The sequence below is a fragment of the Fibrobacter sp. UWB7 genome (assembly GCF_900142945.1).
GTDB lineage: Bacteria > Fibrobacterota > Fibrobacteria > Fibrobacterales > Fibrobacteraceae > Fibrobacter.
Map to the genome: position 1 here is coordinate 1 of NZ_FRCO01000003.1, position 19218 is coordinate 19218.

Below are 19218 nucleotides of genomic sequence, written 5' to 3' on the forward strand. Positions count from 1 at the left end.
ACCGACAAGCCGTTCCTCATGCCGATCGAAGACGTGTTCACGATTACTGGCCGCGGCACTGTCGCTACTGGCCGTATCGAACGCGGTGTCGTTCGTCTCAACGACAAGGTTGAACGTATCGGTCTCGGTGAAACCACCGAATACGTCATTACCGGTGTTGAAATGTTCCGTAAGCTCCTCGACGACGCTCAGGCAGGTGACAACGTTGGTCTCCTCCTCCGTGGCGCTGAAAAGAAGGACATCGTCCGTGGCATGGTTCTCGCTGCTCCGAAGTCTGTCACTCCGCACACCGAATTCAAGGCTGAAATTTACGTTCTCACGAAGGACGAAGGTGGCCGTCACACGCCGTTCATGAATGGCTACCGTCCGCAGTTCTACTTCCGCACCACCGACGTTACTGGTACGATCCAGCTCCCGGAAGGTGTTGAAATGGTTACTCCGGGTGACACGGTCACGATTCACGTGAACCTCATCGCTCCGATCGCTATGGAAAAGCAGCTCCGCTTCGCTATCCGTGAAGGTGGTCGTACGGTTGGTGCAGGTTCTGTAACCGAAATCATCAAGTAATCAGGATAAAAAATGCCTAGAGAACTCATCGTGCTTGAATGCACAGAATGCAATCAGCGCAACTATGATTGCGACAAGAACAAGCGTCTTCATCCTTCCCGCGTGGAATACAAGAAGTACTGCCGCTTCTGCCGCAAGCATACTGTTCACAAGGAATCCAAGTAAGGAAGTCCGAATAGGTCGATAGCTCAATTGGTAGAGTCACGGTCTCCAAAACCGTTGGTTGGGGGTTCGAGTCCCTCTCGACCTGCTCACTTCCCGGAGTAAACATGCGTAAGGTTCAGCAATATGTATCAGAATCGGTCCAAGAACTGAAACAGGTTACTTGGCCTACTTGGGAAGAACTTAAGGGTTCAACTCTTGTTGTGATGCTTTTTAGCGTTATCATGGGATTCTATATTGCAGTGCTCGACCTAGGTCTCTCTTGGATTGTCGATTTTATCATGGGTAGAGGTTAGTGTATGTCCATGCAGTGGTATGCCGTTCACACCTTTACCGGTCAAGAAAACAATATCAAGAAACGCCTTGAGCAAATGATTGAGCGCGAAGGCGTTCAAGATAAATTTGGACGTATTCTCGTACCTATGCGCGAAGTTGTTTCCAACGTTCGCGGTAAGCGCCGAGTAAGCGTCCAAAATTTGTTTCCTGCATATATTATTATTGAAATGGAGCTGGACGAGCTCACCCAGCACCTGGTGTCCACCATCAATGGTGTCACCCATTTCGGCGGAATGACTCGCGCTTCTCGAGTACCTATTCCGCTTCGTCAGAGCGAGGTCGATCGTCTTCTAGGTGTTGATCCTGAAAACTCCATCGAAGGCGAGATCCAAATTCCGTATACAATTGGCGAAAATGTCTGCATCAAGGAAGGTCCGTTCAAGGGCTTTGTGGGCGTCGTAGATGAAATTATGGAAGCCAAGATCAAGGTCATGGTTTCCGTTTTTGGTCGTTCTACGCCAGTCGAACTCGCCTTTAACCAGGTCGAATCCGCCGACGCATAATTGATTACGGTCTTTGAAACGGAGATAATACAGTGGCAAAGAAAATCACAGGTTATATTAAGCTCCAGATTCCCGGTGGTGCAGCTAACCCAGCTCCTCCGGTAGGTCCTGCCCTTGGTCAGAAGGGCGTGAACATCATGGAGTTCTGCAAACAGTTTAACGCTAAGACCCAGAATGACAAGGGCATGATTGTGCCGGTCGTCATCACGGTCTATGCTGATAAGAGCTTTACCTTCATCACGAAGGTCTCGCCGGTTCCGGCCCTCATCAAGAAGGCTACTGGCGTGCAGAGCGGCTCTGGTGAACCCAACCGTAAGAAAGTTGGCAAGATCACTCAAGCCCAGATCACGGAAATCGCCCAAAAGAAGATGCCGGATCTAAACACAATCGACCTCGAAGCCGCCAAGCGCATGGTTGCGGGCACTGCTCGTTCCATGGGTATTGAAGTGGTTGACTGAGGCAGGTAATTCACCGTTACGTATCTGACAGGAAAATTTCATGTTCAGAGGAAAAAAATACAAAAAGATTGCTGAATCTTTCGATCGCACCAAGGCGTACGATTTGAAGGAAGCAATCGAAATACTCAAAAAGTCCGAATTGAAGTTCGACCAGACGGTCGAAGTACACTTCAATCTCGGTGTGGACCCAAAACATTCCGACCAAGTGGTTCGTGGCACTGTCGTGCTTCCGCATGGTACCGGTCGTCAGGTCCGCGTCTTGGTGTTCTGCAAGGACAACAACCTTGAAGTTGCCAAAGCCGCAGGTGCTGACTACGCTGGTGGTGCCGACTTGGTTCAGAAGATTCAGGAAGGCTGGCTGGATTTCGACGCCGTCGTTGCTACTCCCGACATGATGCCGGTGATTAGTAAGGTCGCACGTGTCCTCGGTCCTCGTGGTATGATGCCGAGCCCCAAGGCTGGTACGGTGACTGTTAACGTCGCTCAGACCGTCAAGGAACTCAAGGCCGGTAAGATTTCCTACCGCGTTGACAAGGGCGCTAACGTCCACGCTCCGGTTGGCAAGCTTTCCTTCACTGCCGATCAGCTCGTTGAAAACACGAAGTCTGTTATCGACTCTGTTGTGAAGAACAAGCCTCAATCTTCTAAGGGCACTTACATCAAGAGCCTCACATTGACGGCTACGATGGCCCCGGGCATCAAACTTGATATGGCACTGACGCGCTAGGAGAAACCATGAAAGCTGTAGTTAAAAAACAACAGACCGTGGACGCGCTCGTCGAGTCCTTCAAGGGCGCTACCGCCGTCTATCTGCTCAATTTCCAGGGCATCACTGTCGATAAGGACAATGCCCTCCGCAAGGCCCTCGCTGCTAAGGGTGTCAAGTACCACGCTGTGAAGAACACTCTTCTCAAGCGCGTGCTCGAAGCACTCAAGGTTGAAGGTCTCAACGACTCCCTCACTGGCGCAACGTCTGTGATGGTCGGTTTCGAAGAAGACCCGCTCCTGCCGGCTCGCGAAATTGAAGCATTCCACAAAGCAAACCCTGATTTCTTGGTTGCCAAGAGCATTTACCTTGATGGCAAGGCAATGCCGGGCTCCGAAGTCGTGAACCTCTCCAAGATTCCGGATCGTAAGGGCATGATCGCAATGATCGTCTCTATCGCTCTCGGACCTGGCTCCACGATTGCCGGTCAGCTCAAGACCCTCCAGGAAAAACTGGAAAAAGAATCGGGTTCCGAAGCAGCCCCTGCTGCAGCGGAAGCTTAACAACAAACCACAAACCAAAAATTTTAAACGGAATAATCGGAGAAACACATCATGGCAACTGATATCAAGGCATTGGGCGATCAAATCGTTGGTCTTACCCTTCTCGAAGCCAAGGCTTTGGCTGACTACCTTAAAGAAACCCACGGCATCGAAGCCGCTGCCGGTGGCGCTGTAGTTATGGCTGCAGCTGCTGCAGCTCCTGCTGAAGAAAAGACCGAATTCGACGTCATCCTCGCCGAAATCGATCCGGCCAAGAAGATGGCTATCCTCAAGGAAGTTCGTGCTATCACGGGTCTCGGCCTCGCTGAAGCTAAGAAGGTCGTCGAAACTGCCAACAGCGTCATCAAGGAAGCTGCACCGAAGGCTGACGCCGAAGCTCTCAAGAAGAAACTCGAAGAACTCGGAGCAAAGGTTACCCTTAAGTAATGCTTTTGCTGCATTAATTCTTCCTTACCAATTGCCTGCACAACAGTGCGGGCTTTTGGTGTTTTTTGACTATTATTAGGCTCTTCACCGGATGAGGTATTTCTAATGACGACGGAGCGAAAGTCTTATTCCTCCAACAAGTTCCACCTGGAACTCCCGTACCTGATCGAAGTCCAGAAGGCTTCGTACGAGCAATTCCTTCAAAAGGACATTCCGCAAGAAAAAAGGATGAATGTCGGGCTTGAACGCGTGTTCCGCGATATCTTCCCGATCACCGATGACAAGGATCTGTATTCCTTGAAGTATGAAGGATATTATTTCGGCATCCCGAAATACAGCATCCCCGAATGCCGTGAGCGCGGTCTCACGTATTCCATGGAACTTTTTGCTACTCTCTCCCTCCAGGTGTTCGAAAAGGACGGAGAAGAAAGCAAGCTCAAGGAAGAAATCAAGAACGATGTCTTGGTTTGCGAACTTCCTATCATGACCGAGAACGGAACGTTTATCATTAACGGCGCTGAACGCGTCGTCGTTTCGCAGTTGCACCGTTCTCCTGGTGTGAGCTTTGACGAAGAAATGCAACCCAACGGCCGCTCCGACTACAAGAGCCGTATTATTCCGCACCGCGGCGCATGGGTTGAATTCAACACCGAAGGCGACATCCTTTACCTCATCATCGACCGCAAGAAGAAGATCGCCGCTACCGCCATGCTTCGCTGCATCGGCTTCGAAACGACTCAGGACATCCTGAACCTCTTCTACAAGAAGACTGACGAAATCGTTCTCGACGATGCCGCATTCAATGACTTTGACAAGGAAGGTGTCTGCACCCTCATCAACCGCATCATCTTCAACGATGTCGTTGACGAAGAAACGGGTGAAATCATCCTCGAAGCTAACACTGTCATCGACGACAAGAAGCTCGAACGCCTCCGCGAAAGCAGTGTCGAAAAGATCACCGTGCTTTCCAAGGAAGAAGACAACCTCCTCATCCACTACACACTCGCTGCCGATAAGACGAAGTCCCGCGAAGACGCTCTCAAGGCTGTCTACTCCGTGACCCACCAGCAGCAGGAAGAAGCTCCGAACCTCCAGACCGCCGAACGCTACTTCGACGAACTCTTCCTCAACGACCCGCACAAGTACGATCTTGGCGAAGTCGGTCGTTACCGCTTGAACGCAAAGGTTTACACCGCTGCTATTCTTGCCAAGGTTAAGGAAGTTGCTGAACGCTTCGACCGCGTCAACGAATTCAAGATGCCGTCTGTGACCCAGATGACGATGAGCAAGACTGACTTCCTCGCTATCATCGAATACATGGTCGGCCTTTTCAACGGCGATGAAGGCTACACACTTGACGATATCGACCACTTGGGCAACCGTCGTACACGTTCCGTGGGCGAACTCCTTGCCGGTCAGATTTCCGTCGGCCTCTCCCGTATGTCTCGCGTCATCCGCGAAAACCTTTCTCTCCATTCCGAAGAAGAACAGACGACTCCGCGCGAACTCGTGAATACTCGCATGGTCTCTACTGTCGTCCAGGCATTCTTTGGCCAGAGCCAGTTGTCCCAGTTCATGGACCAGATGAACCCGCTTTCTGAACTTACTCACAAGCGTCGTCTCTCCGCTCTCGGTCCTGGTGGTCTTACCCGTGAACGTGCAGGCTTCGAAGTCCGTGACGTTCACTACACGCACTATGGCCGTCTCTGCCCGATTGAAACTCCGGAAGGTCCGAACATCGGTCTTATCAACTCCCTCGCATCTTACGCCGTGGTGAACCACTTCGGCTTCATCGAAACCCCGTACCGTATTGTGGGTCTCGTTGAATTCAAGGACGCTCAGGGCAACAAGTGCTACTTCCCGGAAGAAAAGTGGCATTTCGGCATCTTCAAGGGCTTCGTTCATGATCCGCACCTCTTCGTGGAACTTGAACTCACCCAGAAGGAAATCGACACTGTCCGCCTGAACCTCGACAACCGCCAGCGCGAATTGTTCGAAGGCTTCGTAAACAAGGTGTTCCAGCTCAAGGATGCCGACGGTAATATTTCTTATAGCAAGAACGGCTTTGCCCTCGATGATTTCGACGGCACTCCGGACTACGTGCAGGTGGGCGACGTCGTGGAACAGATCGTTTCCGACTACATCAGCTACCTCACTGCAGACGAAGAAGACTCCTTCAAGGTCGCTCCGGCTTCTACCGAACTTGACGAAAACAACCGCTTCAAGGGCGACATGGACGGCTACGTCATCGTCCGCGACAAGAGCGAATACCCGCACTTGATGAAGCAGGACTCCATCGCTATTGGCGACATCGAAACCGAACGTATCGACCTCATGGACGTTGCCCCGATGCAGATTGTGTCTGTGGCTGCTGGTCTTATTCCGTTCCTTGAACACGATGACGCTAACCGTGCATTGATGGGTTCTAACATGCAGCGCCAGGCTGTGCCTCTGCTCCGCGCCGAAGCTCCGGTCGTGGGTACTGGTCTCGAACGCCGCGCCGCTCTCGACTCGGGTACGGTTGTCCGTGCAAAGCACGACGGTAAGGTCACGTTTGTTGACGCTCGCAACATCACTGTGCAGCGCGGCAAGATGGTGAACGGCGTATTTGAACCGCTCACTGGCCTTGGCGAAAACTATGAATTCCTCGGCAAGGATCCGATTGACGAATACACGCTCCGCAAGTTTGAACGTTCCAACCAGGATTCCTGCATCAACCAGAAGCCGATCGTGAACGTTGGTGACTTCGTGAAGGTCGGCGACGTCTTGGCTGACGGTGTTTCTACTGACCACGGCGAACTCGCTCTCGGTAAGAACATCCTCATCGGCTTCCTCCCGTGGAACGGTTATAACTACGAAGACGCTGTCATTATCTCCGAAGAACTTGCCATCAAGGACACGTTCACTTCTATCCATATCGAAGAATACGAAATGGAAGTCCGCGACACCAAGCGCGGTCCGGAAGAATTGACTCGTGAAATTCCGAACGTCGGTGAAGACGCTCTCCGTAACCTCGACGAAAACGGCGTGATCCGCGTCGGTGCTGAAGTCGGTCCGGACGATATCCTCGTCGGTAAGGTTACCCCGAAGGGCGAAACCGAACTCACTCCGGAAGAACGTTTGCTCCGTGCCATCTTCGGCGAAAAGGCCGGCGATGTGCGTGACTCTTCCCTCAAGGCTCCTCCGGGAATGAAGGGCGTCGTGCTCGAAACCCGTATCTTCAGCAAGAAGGACAAGGCCGACAAGAAGAGCAAGGAAAAGGATCAGGAAACGATCGAAGAAATTCGTCAGAATTTCCAGAGCCAGATCGACCGCATCAAGGATGCATGCCGTGAACACTTGTTCGACCTCCTCGCAGGCAAGTCTGCTGGCAAGGTCATGGACAACGAAACTCACGAGCTCCTCATCCGCGAAGGTCAGACTTATAACGAACAGAACCTCAGACTCATCGACGTGACGAAGGTCTCTCCGCTCTCCACATTCGTTGTGGATGACGATGACCTCCAGGACAAGGTGCTCTCTCTCGTTCTCGTCGCTCGCGACAACCTCGATACCCTTACCCGCACGATGGAAAAGGAAATCGACAAGGTCACGAAGGGTGACGAACTCAAGCCGGGCGTTCTCAAGAGCGTCAAGGTCTACATCGCAAAGAAGCGCTGCCTCTCCATCGGTGACAAGATGGCAGGTCGCCACGGTAACAAGGGTGTCGTCTCGAGAATTGTTCCGGTCGAAGACATGCCGTTCACTGAAGACGGTCGTCCGCTCCAGATTCTTCTGAACCCGCTGGGCGTGCCTTCTCGTATGAACATCGGTCAGGTGCTTGAAGTTCACTTGGGCTGGGCTGCAAAGACTCTCGGCTTCAAGGTGACGACTCCTGTGTTCGATGGTGCCAAGTTCGAAGATATCTGCAAGGAACTCGAAAAGGCTTACCAGAAGAACCCGATCGTGAACTACGAAATGGATCCGGATAACAACAAGATTATCGGTAAGGCCAAGCTTTACGACGGCAAGACCGGTGAAGCCCTCCTGAACCCGGTGACCATCGGTTACATGTACTACCTCAAGCTCGGTCACTTGGTCGACGACAAGATCCACGCACGTTCTATCGGTAGCTACGCTCTCGTGACGCAGCAGCCGCTTGGCGGTAAGAGCCAGTTCGGTGGCCAGCGCTTCGGTGAAATGGAAGTGTGGGCTATGGAAGCTTACGGCGCCGCTTATACGTTGCAGGAACTCCTCACCGTCAAGTCTGACGATGTGCAGGGCCGTTCCAAGGTCTATGACGCCATTGTCAAGGGTCAGAATACTCCGAAGCCGGGTATCCCTGAATCCTTCAATGTTATGATTCGCGAAGTTCATTCTTTGGGTCTTGATATCGAGACCACTGGAGACAAGTAATTATGGCTGAAGAAATGACTGAACAGTTTGGCGACATTTCTATTCATCTCGCCTCCCCGGACCTGATCCGTTACTGGTCCTATGGCGAAGTGACAAAGCCGGAAACGATTAACTACCGTTCCTTCAAGCCTGAAAAGGATGGTCTTTTCTGCGAAAAGATCTTTGGACCGGTTAAGAACTGGGAATGCAACTGCGGTAAGTTCAAGCGCATCCGCTACAAGGGCGTCATCTGCGACCGTTGCGGTGTTGAAGTGACTCACTCCAAGGTCCGTCGCGAACGCATGGGCCACATCGAACTTGCTATCCCTCTGACCCACACCTGGTTCGTCCGTAACCAGCCGTGCGTCATCGGTGCACTCCTCAACCTCAATACTAAGGACCTCGACCATATCATCTATTACGAAAAGTACGTGGTGATTGATCCGGGTACGACCGACCTCGAACCGAACTCCCTGATCGACGAAGCTCAGTATCAGGACCTCGTTGCCGAAGGCCGTGAATTTGAAGCCAAGATGGGCGCATCTGCTATCAAGCAGTTGCTCGACCGCGTCGACTTGACCAAGCTCTCCGAAGAACTCCGCTTGCAGGCTACTTCCAAGTCCAAGACCAAGCAGGACGACGCCGTGAAGCGCCTCAAGGTCGTCGAAGCCTTCAAGAAGTCCCAGATGGAAAGCTTCCGCAGCTACTACAAGAATCCGGATCCGGCCCGCGACGCAAGCAAGGCCTGGCTCAAGGGTCTTGCCGAAGCTGTTGCCGAATTCAAGGTAGACTACGAAGCCAAGCACTCCGACTTTGTGCTTGCCGACGCCTACGAAGAATTCCGCCACAAGTATCCGAACGAAGCACGCTTGCTCGCTAACCAGCCGTCCTGGATGATCCTCGACGTTCTTCCGGTTATCCCGCCTGATCTTCGTCCGCTCGTACCGCTCGAAGGTGGCCGCTTTGCTACCTCCGACTTGAACGAACTCTATCGCCGTGTCATCAACCGCAACAACCGCTTGAAAAAGTTGATTGACATCCGTGCCCCTAACGTGATTCTCTGCAACGAAAAGCGTATGCTCCAGGAAGCTGTCGACCAGTTGTTCGATAGCGGCCGCCGCACCGCTCGTGCAGGTTCTGCACGTCCGCTCAAGAGCCTCGCTGAACTCCTCAAGGGTAAGCAGGGCCGCTTCCGTATGAACTTGCTCGGTAAGCGTGTTGACTACTCCGGCCGTTCCGTGATTGTCGTGGGACCGGAACTTCGCATGCACCAGTGCGGTCTCCCGAAGCGCATGGCTCTTGAACTTTACAAGCCGTTCATCATCCAGCGCTTGGAAGAAGAAGGCATTGTCTACACGCTCAAGTCTGCTAAGAAGTACGTTGACGCAGAACGTCCTGAAGTTTGGGACATTCTCGAACAGATTATTGAAGACCACCCGGTCATGTTGAACCGCGCTCCGACGCTTCACCGCTTGGGTATCCAGGCCTTCTATCCGAAGCTCATTGAAGGTAACGCGATTCGCCTCCACCCGCTCGTCTGTACAGCATTCAACGCTGACTTCGACGGTGACCAGATGGCTTGCCATCTTCCGCTTAGCTTCGAAACTCAGCTCGAATGCCGCGTGTTGATGCTTTCTTCGAACAACATTCTTCACCCGGCTTCCGGTCAGCCGATCGCTGTGCCGGGCCAGGACATCGTGCTTGGTCTGTACTACCTCACCAAGCCGCGTCCGAACCGCAAGGGTGAAGGCATGCACTTCTACGACCCGGCCGAAGCCGTTCGCGCTTACGAAAACGACGTCGTGGATTTGAACGCCAATGTTTACTTGAAGCTCCCGGCAGGTCGCAAGATCTATATGGGCGCTCTCGAAAAGGATTGCACCTGCATCCGCGAAATGGCTGATGACAATGGCAATCTCGAAGTCCAGGTCAAGGCTGGCGAAAAGATTAAGTTCCTCACCCTTAAGGAAGACAATGTCATCAAGACGACTGTCGGCCGTATCATCTTCAACGAATTTGTCCCGAACGCTCTTGGCTACGCCAACGAAACCTTCGGCAAGAAGGTGATTGCAAAGTCCATTGACGACCTCTATCGTCGTACCGGCAACCGCGTGACCGTCGACTACCTCGACGACCTCAAGGCTAACGGTTACAAGTGGGCAACGCGCGCTGGTTCCTCTGTGGCTATCGCCGAAATGGTGATCCCGAAGGAAAAGCAGGAAATGCTCGACAAGGCTGCCGAACAGGTTTCCAAGATTCGCGCTCTTTACGAAGACGGTGTCATTACTGACGGCGAACGTTATAACCAGACGATTGACGTGTGGTCCAAGACGACGTCCGATGTCGCAGCCAAGCAGTGGGATTTGCTCTCTCACGACCGTGACGGTTTCAACCCGGTCTACATGATGGCTGACTCCGGCGCTCGTGGTAGCCGTGAACAGATTAAGCAGCTGTCCGGTATGCGTGGTTTGATGCAGAAGCCGATCAAGCAGCTCGGTGGTCAGGAAGTTATTGAAAACCCGATTAAGTCCTGCTTCCGTGAAGGCTTGAACGTGATGGAATACTTCATTTCGTCTCACGGTGCTCGTAAGGGTCTTGCTGATACGGCTCTTAAGACGGCTGACGCTGGTTACCTTACCCGTCGTCTCGTGGACGTGGGCCAGGACCTCGTGATTACCGAACCGGACTGCGGCACGACGAACGGTATCGAAGTTTCCGCATTCAAGGACGGTGACGATACGGTCATTCCTCTTGAAGAACGTCTCCTCGGTCGTGCTCCGGTCGATGACATCAAGCACCCGGTGACGGGCGAAGTGATCGTGAAGGCTGGCGAACTCGTTACCGAACGTGACCTCCCGAAGATTTCTGCTACGGGTCTTGAACACATCAAGATGCGCTCTGTGCTTACTTGCGACTCCAAGACGGGTGTTTGCGCCAAGTGCTACGGCCGTATGCTTGCTTCCGGTCGTCCGGTTGACCTCGGCGAAGCTGTTGGCGTGCTTGCTGCACAGTCCATCGGTGAACCGGGTACGCAGCTTACCCTCCGTACGTTCCATATCGGTGGTGCTTCCTCCCGTTTGACGGTTGAAAGCGACAAGAAGGCTACAGTCGATGGCCACATCGAACTCGAACAGGTCGAAACAGTCGACCACGAAGGCCAGAAGGTTGTCGTCTCCCGTATGGGCGAACTCGTTATTTTCGATACGACCGGCATTAACAAGGGTCGTTACCAGATTCCGTATGGTGCAATCTTGCACGTCGAAAACAATGCTACCGTCAAGAAGGGCGAAAGCATGTTCGAATGGGATCCGTATAACAGCCCGATTATCACGAACGTGTCTGGTACGATCGCATTTAGCAATCTTATTGAAAACAGAACTTACCGTATTGAACGCGATGAAATGACCGAAGTTGAAACTTGGATCGTCATCAGCGACAAGCAGCACGGTAAGAACCAATTGCGTCCGGTTATCGTCATCAACGACGACCGTGGCGAAAAGGTTGGCCACTTCATGTTGCCTGACGGCGCTATCCTCGCCGTGCATCAGGGTGACCGCGTTACTTCCGGTCAGGTTATCGCAAAGCTTCCGCGTGCAGCTGGTAAGACCCGCGATATTACCGGTGGTCTTCCGCGCGTCGCTGAACTCTTCGAAGCTCGCGTTCCGAAGAACAAGGCATTCATCGCACCGGTTGACGGTCTCGTCAAGTACGGTAACGAAGTGCGCAACAACCAAGAAGTTATTATTCAGCAGATGGATGGCAACGAAGTGAAAGTGCTGGTTCCGCGTGGTATCCATCTGGCGGTCAATGACGGTGACCGTGTCCGTGCTGGTCAGAAGATCAGCGAAGGCAGTGTGGACCCGCACGATATCCTCGACGTTCTCGGACCCGAGGATGTGCAGCGCCACTTGGTGAACGAAATCCAGGCGGTTTACCGCTTGCAAGGTGTGGCTATTGCAGATAAGCACATCGAATGTATCGTTCGTCAGATGATGCGCAAGGTCCGCATTACAGATCCGGGTGAATCCGAATTCTTGCCTGGCGAAGAAATTTCCAAGATCCGTCTCCGTACCGAAAACGAACGTCTGCGCGCTCTCGGTAAGGCCGAAGCTAAGTATCAACCGATGCTCCTTGGTATCACTAAGGCTTCTTTGGCAACGGACAGCTTCATCTCTGCTGCTTCGTTCCAGGAAACCCAAAAAATCCTTACTCGCGCCTCCATCGAAGGCTGCGTGGATCCGCTCATGGGTCTTAAGGAAAACGTGATTATGGGTCGACTTATTCCGTGCGGTACTGGTGCCCGTCACTTGAGGAACGTCCAAGTGATCGATGCCGATGCCGACGAAATGGAAGAACGCTCTCGTTTGCAGAATGTACAGGCTGAAAATTACGACTCTGGTTCCGGAATCCAGCTCTTGGATAACGAAATCGGCTCTTCTGACGAGGAAGATTCGGATAATTAACAGCTAAGTACTTGAAATATTTGGAAATAAAACTATATTTGCACTCCAAAATCTAGGAGATTAAACAGTGCCAACTATTCAACAGCTCGTCCGTAACGGACGTGAACAGATCAGCAACAGGACCGCTTCCGTAGCTTTGAAGTCCTGCCCCCAGAAGCGCGGTGTTTGCACCCGTGTTTACACCAGCACCCCGAAGAAGCCGAACTCCGCTCTTCGTAAGATTGCCCGTGTGCGTCTTTCCAACAAGATGGAAGTGACCGCATACATCCCGGGCGAAGGTCACAACCTCCAGGAACACTCCATCGTGCTCATCCGCGGTGGTCGTGTGAAGGACGTTCCGGGTGTTCGTTATCACATCATCCGTGGTACGCTCGATACTCAGGCAGTCAACGGTCGTCAGAACGGCCGCTCCAAGTACGGTGTTAAGAAGAAAGGTGCCGCTCCGGCCAAGAAGTAAGGAAGTAATCTATGTCTAGAAGAAGAAAGGCTCTCCATCGCTCCATCCTCCCGGATCCGCGTTTCAAGTCCACCCTCGTTACCGAACTCGTCGGTGTCGTTCTCAAGCAGGGTAAGAAGACCATCGCTGAACAGATCGTCTATACCGCTCTTGACCTCCTCGACAAGAAGGTTGAAGGTAAGGAAACTCCGCTCGAAAAGTTCGAACTCTGCCTTGAAAACATCAAGCCGCGTGTCGAAGTCAAGTCCCGTCGCGTTGGTGGTGCAAACTACCAGGTCCCGATGGAAGTTGCTCCGGATCGCGCCAAGGCTCTCGCTCTCCGCTGGCTCCTCGATGCAGCTCGTAACCGCAACGAAGCCAACATGGCAGAACGTCTTGCCGCAGAACTCGTTGCCGCTAAGAACAGCGAAGGCAACGCAGTCCGCAAGAAGAACGATACGCACAAGATGGCCGAAGCCAACAAGGCTTTCGCTCACTTCCGTTTCTAATTCTTGCGCGCAAGCACAGAATTATCCTAGAGAAGGGCTCCGCTTTTGCGGAGCCTTTTCTGTATTTATGCGAAACATCGGGATATTCATAGCGAATGCCGCGTGCTGTTCCTCTTGGACTCTCACCCTCGACCTGTCATCCTCGAAGCGAAGGCGATAGGATCCATAGCATTATCCGATTAGGATTATCCAAAAAGGATAATTTTTTTTAGATAAAATTTTTTATTTATGTTGTGTATGAAATTTCTGCGAAATTTTTGTTTGCTGGCGGTGACGTTTGTAGCGCTCCTTTGCGGGTGTTCAGAGTCTAATGAAGATGATGTGAAAAACGCAAAGCGGTTTGAGGAGCTGAAGGTTCTGCCTCTGGATACGGTTCTTTCGCGTGCGTTTGCGTTTTACGAACAGTACCAGGCGACGAATGACACGTTGCTTCGCGATTCCATGGACGATTACAAAAGTCATTTCATTGCAAGGTGGAAAAGGTCTACGGATTCTCTTTGCGGAACGATTCCGGCAGATGATTCTCTGGCGGCTGATTTACGCGAAATCAATGAAGCGGTTTCGAAATATTTTTTTGAATATCATATTAAACACATGTATTGGTTTATGCTTGATACAGCAAAGCGTGAATCCCTTCTTGGGAAGGTAGATAGTACACAAAAAGTAGAACTGACGGCGCCTGGGTGGAGATGGGATACTAGGGAAGAAGATGAAGCGACGATTATGGGTATTCCGTTTGAAGAGGCTTTGTCGGTCTTGAAAAAGGATTCTACTAGTGTATTTAAAGTCGTTTATTTTATTCAAACGCTGCAGGTGCATTATGTTGATACTGTAGCCGCAGATATGAATGCTTTGCTGAAGATAAATCCGTTCGGTATAAAGCAGAGTGAAAGGAAAGAAGCGAAATCTGCCTGCATGGAAAAAACTCCGATAGGCCAACAGGTTCTTGTTTTAAACAAGGAATATGAATCGCTATTGAATAATTTTATGAAAACGAAAGCGCGCGGGGATCGTCGGTTCTTGATGTGGGAGATTCCCGTTTCGCCACGTTTTTGGGAAGATGATTTTTCCTTTCATTCTTACCCGACCATAGTGAGTGCAGTATTTAACAAGAACCATGATATGGTAACCTTGAAGGTGAATGATGGCTACGGCCGAGGAGGCTTATACTACCTGTCCAAGCGCTCGGGAAAATGGGAAGTCGTGATGCTCCGGGAAGGCTGGATATCGTAGAATATCGATTTATCTCTTTTTGCTTTTGGAATTAGCCTTCATCTTATTGATTCCCTCTTTCCACGCATCGACTGCCGCCTGCGACGTGTTGAGCGCCCAGTCGCCTTCATAATCCTTGCTTTGGCTGAACCACATCACGGCGAAAACGCGTGAGTAGTCGGTGCGGAAATGCTCGAACATGTCGGTAATCCATTTGGCCTTGCTTCCGCCTTTTTCGGAGCTGGAAATTTCGGCAATGAAGAGCGGCTTGTTTATATTTGCGAGAGCCTTGTAGGCATCGTCGAAGACTTGCGCAAAGGACTTCCAGCTGGACCAGTTTTGGCTCTTGCCCCAGTTGTAACCATCAATGGAGATGTAGTCCACAAAATCGTCGCCGGGATAGTTACCTGTGAGCGTGGCGCCTTCGCCGTGATTCGTGACATTCGTGGTCCATACCCATTTGACGTTCTTGACGTTTTCTTTGCGGAAAATCTTGACGATGCGGCGGAATGCTTCGGTGACATTGGCATCGGTATTCCCGGCGCCTTTTTTGCCCACGCCCCAGTCGTACCAGTCGCCGTTCGCTTCGTGCAGGGGGCGCAACCAGATTTCTTCACTGTAATTTTTGACGCCCTTTGCGAACTCTCGGATGTAGTTGTCCGTCTTGCCGTTCACAATGTCTTGGGCGCTGTAGCCTTTGGGCATCCATGTGACGACTAACGTCGATCCGTTTTCTTTTGCGATGTCTGCGTAAACTTGCACCCGCTTCCAGTCGTCCACGTCGAAAACTGCAAAGTAACTGATAAGATCAAGATGAGCATCTTGCAAGTCTTGGAACGCCCGTACATTCTCTTCGGTGGGCTGCGGGGATTGTCCGGGGCCTCCGACCCAAGCGCCGATTTGGATCGCCATCGCTGCAACTGGCGCGGCGCAAAGAGACGTGAATAGTTTGTTGTTCATAAAGGCTCCGTTAAGTTTCTTGAACTGTTATATTTAAAAGATACTTTGAGCGCTTTCGAAGAGCCCGAACAAAAGCGCATAAAAAATTCAAAGTGTCTCTAGTGTTTGGCTCTGATTGATTCCATGAAGCGGCGATTATGGCTATTCCGTTTGGAGAAGCTTAGTAGGGATAAAAAATCCCCACTCTAGCGTTACCTTTTGGGTGGCTAGAATGGGGGTTGTCCAAGGAGTTTTATGAATAAGTTTTGTTTAGCGCTTCACGGATAGCTTGTAAATGCTTTGTGCTTTTGCCTTGGGAGCGTCGATAGCGTGTACGCCCGCGGTGAAGTGCTGCACCGGGCTCTGCCACAGGACACGGCCCTGATAGTCAAACTGCACGACACTTGCCTTTAATGCTTTGCCGGTTTGCATGTAGAGCTTGCCGTCTTGCAGGCGAAAGGAACTGTTGGATGCCCTTCCGGCCGGCTTGAGTGCTGTGTTGTCGATGGCTTTCATCTTTGCAATGCCCGCCTTCCATGCATCAACTGCGGCCTGCGACGTGTTGAGTGCCCAGTCGCCTTCGTTATCTTCCTTGCTCTGGCTGAACCACATCACTGCGAATACGCGGGAGAAGTCGGTCGCGAAGTGCTCGAACATGTCGGCAATCCATTCAGCCTTGTTGCCGCCAAGTTCGGAACTCGAAATTTCTGCGATGAAAAGCGGCTTGTTGATGTTCGCGAGTGCGTTGTATGCCTTCTTGAATACCTGCGAGAACGTCTGCCAGCTAGACCAACTCTGGCATTTGCCCCAGTTGTAGCCGTCGATGGAGATGTAGTCGACGTATTCGTCGCCGGGGTAGTTGCCGGTAAGCGTCGAACCCTTTCCTGCGTTTGAGGCGTTGGTGGTCCATACCCATTTGACGTTCGTAACGCCTTCTTCTTTGAAAATTTTCACGATATGGCGGAATGCTTCGGCGACGTTTGCATCGGTGTTGCCGGCGCCAGCCTTGCCTACGCCCCAGTCGTACCAGTCGCCGTTCGCTTCGTGGAGCGGCCTGAGCCAGATTTCTTCGCCGTAGCCTTTAACGCCTTTGGCGTAGTCACGGATGTATTCGTCGGCCTTGCCGTCCACCAAATCCTGGGCGTTGTAGCCGTTTGCCATCCAGGTCACCACAAGCGTGGAGCCGTTGTCTTTCGCAACATTTGCGAATTCCTCGGTCGCGTTCCAGTCGTTCACGTCAAAGAGCGCGAAATAGCTGATGAGGTCGATATGCGTGCCTTGCAAATCCTGGAATGCCTGCACGTTTTCTTGGGTGGGCTGCGGGTATTGGCCGGGGCCACCGACCCAGGCGCCGACTTGGAATGCTAAAGCAGTCATAGGCAAGATCCCCAATGTGAAGAGTAGTGATTTGAACATAGTAGCCTCGATATTCAAAGATTGTATTTTGTTTCCTTACTTAAATTAGGTTACTAGGCGTTCCCTGTAACTGAAATTTTTGTATGTTCGTGTTATAGTGTATCTAGTGTTATAAAAGAGGCGGGCGAATTTTTATGACAGTCGAAGATTTTTGCAAGTGGATTGGATCGTCTAATTTCAAGGATGGGGATCGGCTCCCTTCCGTGCGCGAGGTGGCTGCATCTTCGGGGGCGTCGACGTTTACCGTTTTCCGTGCATACAAGAAGCTTGCCTCTCAGGGGAAGATTTATGCAGAACACGGCAACGGCTACTTTTGGGGGGCAAAGCCAAAAATCGAGGTGTCTGCGCATGAACTCGAAACGGAACGCGTAGAGCGATTGCTGCTGGAGGACTGGAAGTCGGGAAAAATTTCGGTTAATCGCCCGCTTCCATCAATCAAGGACATGTGTCAGTCTTATGCGACGACGTTGGGGACCATGCGGCGTACACTGGAATCATTGCATGCAAAGGGAATTTTGGAACGCAGGGGGCAAGGGCGTTATTATTTTGTCGATGCCCGGTTGGCGGTTTCTAAGACAAAAGAAATCCTCCTGATTATGCGTTGCAACCCTAACGGGGATTTTAATTGTCTTGGCGAACGCGAACTTTCGTTTATGCAAAAAGTGTATGTGGAGGCGCATCGCAATAACTTGAACGTAAAGGCGCTGGGCTATTTCGAGGAGGAAGGCGCATTCCTGGATGCTAGCGGCAGCCGCATCAGGCTTGAAGATTGCCGTGAATGTTTTGGCGCGATTGTCTCGACGATGCTTGTGTTCAATATTAATAAGTTATTTGCAAAACTTGCGACGACGCGTTTCCCTGTGGCTGTGTGGTGGGAACATCCGCTGTACGACATTCCGCGTGCACTGAAAAAAGAAAAGCGATTTGCGTTTTTTAATCTCGCCTTTGGTGAATTTCCGGGGCGTATTGTCGGGCGTTTTTTGAAGAAAAAAGGTTTGACGCGGATAGCCTTTGTTTCTCCGTATCACATGAGCATGTGGTCAAGGGACCGCTTGAAAGGTCTCAAGAATGTGGGACTTGAAGTGTTCGAGGTGACTGATGCATCGCATGCGAGCCCTTATGACTTTATGCAGGAACCGCGTGCACATGTACGTTATAGACAAATTTTAATGTTGCTCGTGAAAAAAATCCCGCCTGTAGATGCGTGGGTTGTGTCTAACGACAGGGTCGGTGTCGAGCTGATTTCGCTTGCGAACCAGGGCAAGATTCCGCGCCCGCCTTACATGGTTTCGTTCGACAACTCTAGGGATAGCTACCGCAATCGTCTGGATTCATTTGAGTTCAACGTGGAAACGCTTGCTGAACAGTCTGTGTTTCACTTGGTTTCGCCGGGTATTACCTTGTATAAAAAAGGCGATTTCCGTGAACTCTCGGGGCATGTTGTAGAGAAATAAAGTAATTTTTTTTAAAAGGACTTTTAATCATGAAAACCATAAAGAAATCCATCGTACTTCTATTTTCAGCTTCGTTGCTGTTCCTTGGCGGTTGTGCCAAGAACCACAACGATATCATTCTTCATAAGACACAATCCTTTTGGACGGGGAGCCCAGTGATTAAATTGGATGTCCCGTATCCTGAACCGCTCGCTTTTGAACTCCCGTCTGCTGAATGGACTCCTCTTAAAATTCAAAAGAAGGAAGGTGTAAATACGCGGGTCGAGCTTGCAGAAGGTGTGGCCGATTCGTATGTGAAGGTGGCGATTGATGGTCAGACTAAGAGCTTGTTCGAAAGTCTTGAAACCGAAAGCGGTGTGGATTTTGGCCAGTCGGATTCGTTGATTCTCGTGGGGCTTTTCGATCATTACAAGACGATGACTAAAGCTGAAAATTCTGATAAGCCGATTCAGTATAGCGAGACGAAATTCGAAAGGCAAAATGGCGATGCGTTTGCTTGGATGGTGACTTCCAACGGCTCGTACAGCGTTGCGTACGCAGTGCTCATGACAAAGAACAAAAACTATTTCACGGTTGAAGTCAACCAGAAAAATCGCGAGACGAATATCGAGAAAATTTTGTTGGATATCGTGAGAAGCCACAAGACGTATTAACGGCGTTTCTCTCTTTGCGCACTTTTTCTTCACATTTTTTT

At 51.3% G+C, this 19218-nt stretch carries 17 protein-coding genes and 1 tRNA gene; 16 read left to right on the forward strand and 2 right to left on the reverse strand.

The features are described 5' to 3' along the window. The 14 genes from BUC30_RS09895 to BUC30_RS09960 form a co-directional block, all read left to right on the forward strand. Positions 1-567, forward strand: a 567-nt coding sequence (locus tag BUC30_RS09895; protein ID WP_244536581.1) for an EF-Tu C-terminal domain-related protein, incomplete at its 5' end; no start/stop codon positions are given. A gap of 12 nt (positions 568-579) precedes the next feature. Then, entirely contained in the window at positions 580-732 is a 153-nt protein-coding gene (gene rpmG, locus BUC30_RS09900; RefSeq protein ID WP_014545993.1) for a 50S ribosomal protein L33, read from the forward strand. A 12-nt stretch (positions 733-744) separates the two neighbouring features. After that, a tRNA-Trp gene (locus tag BUC30_RS09905) sits at positions 745-817 on the forward strand. 19 nt (positions 818-836) lie between these two features. Next, complete coding sequence (gene secE / locus BUC30_RS09910) at positions 837-1025, forward strand: preprotein translocase subunit SecE (protein WP_073424716.1); 189 nt, start codon at positions 837-839, stop codon at positions 1023-1025. Between the two features lie 3 nt (positions 1026-1028). Continuing rightward, a complete protein-coding gene (gene nusG, locus BUC30_RS09915) occupies positions 1029-1568 on the forward strand; it encodes a transcription termination/antitermination protein NusG (RefSeq protein ID WP_073424717.1) in 540 nt (179 codons plus the stop codon). A 32-nt stretch (positions 1569-1600) separates the two neighbouring features. Then, positions 1601-2026 (forward strand): 50S ribosomal protein L11, encoded by a 426-nt coding sequence (gene rplK, locus BUC30_RS09920; RefSeq protein WP_014545990.1) that lies wholly within the window; start codon positions 1601-1603, stop codon positions 2024-2026. Between the two features lie 40 nt (positions 2027-2066). Next, entirely contained in the window at positions 2067-2753 is a 687-nt protein-coding gene (rplA, locus tag BUC30_RS09925; protein ID WP_014545989.1) for a 50S ribosomal protein L1, read from the forward strand. An 8-nt stretch (positions 2754-2761) separates the two neighbouring features. Further along, the gene (rplJ, locus tag BUC30_RS09930; RefSeq protein ID WP_014545988.1) at positions 2762-3295 is read left to right on the forward strand and encodes a 50S ribosomal protein L10; all 534 of its coding nucleotides are present in this window, start codon (positions 2762-2764) and stop codon (positions 3293-3295) included. A 51-nt stretch (positions 3296-3346) separates the two neighbouring features. Beyond that, positions 3347-3721 (forward strand): 50S ribosomal protein L7/L12, encoded by a 375-nt coding sequence (gene rplL / locus BUC30_RS09935; protein WP_015731969.1) that lies wholly within the window; start codon positions 3347-3349, stop codon positions 3719-3721. Positions 3722-3826: 105 nt separating this feature from the next. Then, positions 3827-8116: a DNA-directed RNA polymerase subunit beta gene (gene rpoB, locus BUC30_RS09940; RefSeq protein WP_073424718.1), complete on the forward strand. Its 4290-nt coding sequence runs from the start codon at positions 3827-3829 to the stop codon at positions 8114-8116. A 2-nt stretch (positions 8117-8118) separates the two neighbouring features. Continuing rightward, a complete protein-coding gene (gene rpoC, locus BUC30_RS09945) occupies positions 8119-12558 on the forward strand; it encodes a DNA-directed RNA polymerase subunit beta' (RefSeq protein ID WP_073424719.1) in 4440 nt (1479 codons plus the stop codon). 67 nt (positions 12559-12625) lie between these two features. Further along, a complete protein-coding gene (rpsL, locus tag BUC30_RS09950) occupies positions 12626-13015 on the forward strand; it encodes a 30S ribosomal protein S12 (RefSeq protein ID WP_015731968.1) in 390 nt (129 codons plus the stop codon). An 11-nt stretch (positions 13016-13026) separates the two neighbouring features. Then, positions 13027-13503 carry a 30S ribosomal protein S7 gene (gene rpsG / locus BUC30_RS09955; RefSeq protein ID WP_073424720.1) on the forward strand — a complete coding sequence of 159 codons (477 nt, stop codon included), beginning with the start codon at positions 13027-13029 and terminating at the stop codon, positions 13501-13503. A 237-nt stretch (positions 13504-13740) separates the two neighbouring features. Then, on the forward strand, positions 13741-14736 hold the full coding sequence (locus BUC30_RS09960) for a hypothetical protein (protein ID WP_073425012.1): 996 nt from the start codon (positions 13741-13743) through the stop codon (positions 14734-14736). Positions 14737-14745: 9 nt separating this feature from the next. Here the strand turns inward: BUC30_RS09960 and BUC30_RS09965 are convergent, their stop codons facing one another. Then, positions 14746-15675, reverse strand: a complete 930-nt coding sequence (locus tag BUC30_RS09965) for a glycoside hydrolase family 26 protein (RefSeq protein WP_083555742.1) — start codon at positions 15673-15675, stop codon at positions 14746-14748. 249 nt (positions 15676-15924) lie between these two features. Further along, positions 15925-17070 (reverse strand): glycoside hydrolase family 26 protein, encoded by a 1146-nt coding sequence (locus BUC30_RS09970; protein ID WP_073424721.1) that lies wholly within the window; start codon positions 17068-17070, stop codon positions 15925-15927. A 134-nt stretch (positions 17071-17204) separates the two neighbouring features. Between BUC30_RS09970 and BUC30_RS09975 the strand changes: the two genes are divergently transcribed. Next, positions 17205-18524 (forward strand): GntR family transcriptional regulator, encoded by a 1320-nt coding sequence (locus tag BUC30_RS09975; RefSeq protein WP_073424722.1) that lies wholly within the window; start codon positions 17205-17207, stop codon positions 18522-18524. A gap of 29 nt (positions 18525-18553) precedes the next feature. Beyond that, entirely contained in the window at positions 18554-19177 is a 624-nt protein-coding gene (locus BUC30_RS09980; protein WP_073424723.1) for a hypothetical protein, read from the forward strand. Positions 19178-19218 lie beyond the last annotated feature (41 nt).

Coding starts and splice junctions, on each gene's coding strand:
- secE (WP_073424716.1), top strand. CDS start 837: ATGCGTAAGGTTCAGCAATATGTATCAGAATCGGTCCAAGAACTGAAA.
- rpoB (WP_073424718.1), top strand. CDS start 3,827: ATGACGACGGAGCGAAAGTCTTATTCCTCCAACAAGTTCCACCTGGAA.
- rpmG (WP_014545993.1), top strand. CDS start 580: ATGCCTAGAGAACTCATCGTGCTTGAATGCACAGAATGCAATCAGCGC.
- BUC30_RS09960 (WP_073425012.1), top strand. CDS start 13,741: ATGAAATTTCTGCGAAATTTTTGTTTGCTGGCGGTGACGTTTGTAGCG.
- BUC30_RS09975 (WP_073424722.1), top strand. CDS start 17,205: ATGACAGTCGAAGATTTTTGCAAGTGGATTGGATCGTCTAATTTCAAG.
- rpoC (WP_073424719.1), top strand. CDS start 8,119: ATGGCTGAAGAAATGACTGAACAGTTTGGCGACATTTCTATTCATCTC.
- BUC30_RS09970 (WP_073424721.1), bottom strand. CDS start 17,070: ATGTTCAAATCACTACTCTTCACATTGGGGATCTTGCCTATGACTGCT.
- BUC30_RS09980 (WP_073424723.1), top strand. CDS start 18,554: ATGAAAACCATAAAGAAATCCATCGTACTTCTATTTTCAGCTTCGTTG.
- nusG (WP_073424717.1), top strand. CDS start 1,029: ATGTCCATGCAGTGGTATGCCGTTCACACCTTTACCGGTCAAGAAAAC.
- BUC30_RS09965 (WP_083555742.1), bottom strand. CDS start 15,675: ATGAACAACAAACTATTCACGTCTCTTTGCGCCGCGCCAGTTGCAGCG.
- rplJ (WP_014545988.1), top strand. CDS start 2,762: ATGAAAGCTGTAGTTAAAAAACAACAGACCGTGGACGCGCTCGTCGAG.
- rplA (WP_014545989.1), top strand. CDS start 2,067: ATGTTCAGAGGAAAAAAATACAAAAAGATTGCTGAATCTTTCGATCGC.
- rpsG (WP_073424720.1), top strand. CDS start 13,027: ATGTCTAGAAGAAGAAAGGCTCTCCATCGCTCCATCCTCCCGGATCCG.
- rplL (WP_015731969.1), top strand. CDS start 3,347: ATGGCAACTGATATCAAGGCATTGGGCGATCAAATCGTTGGTCTTACC.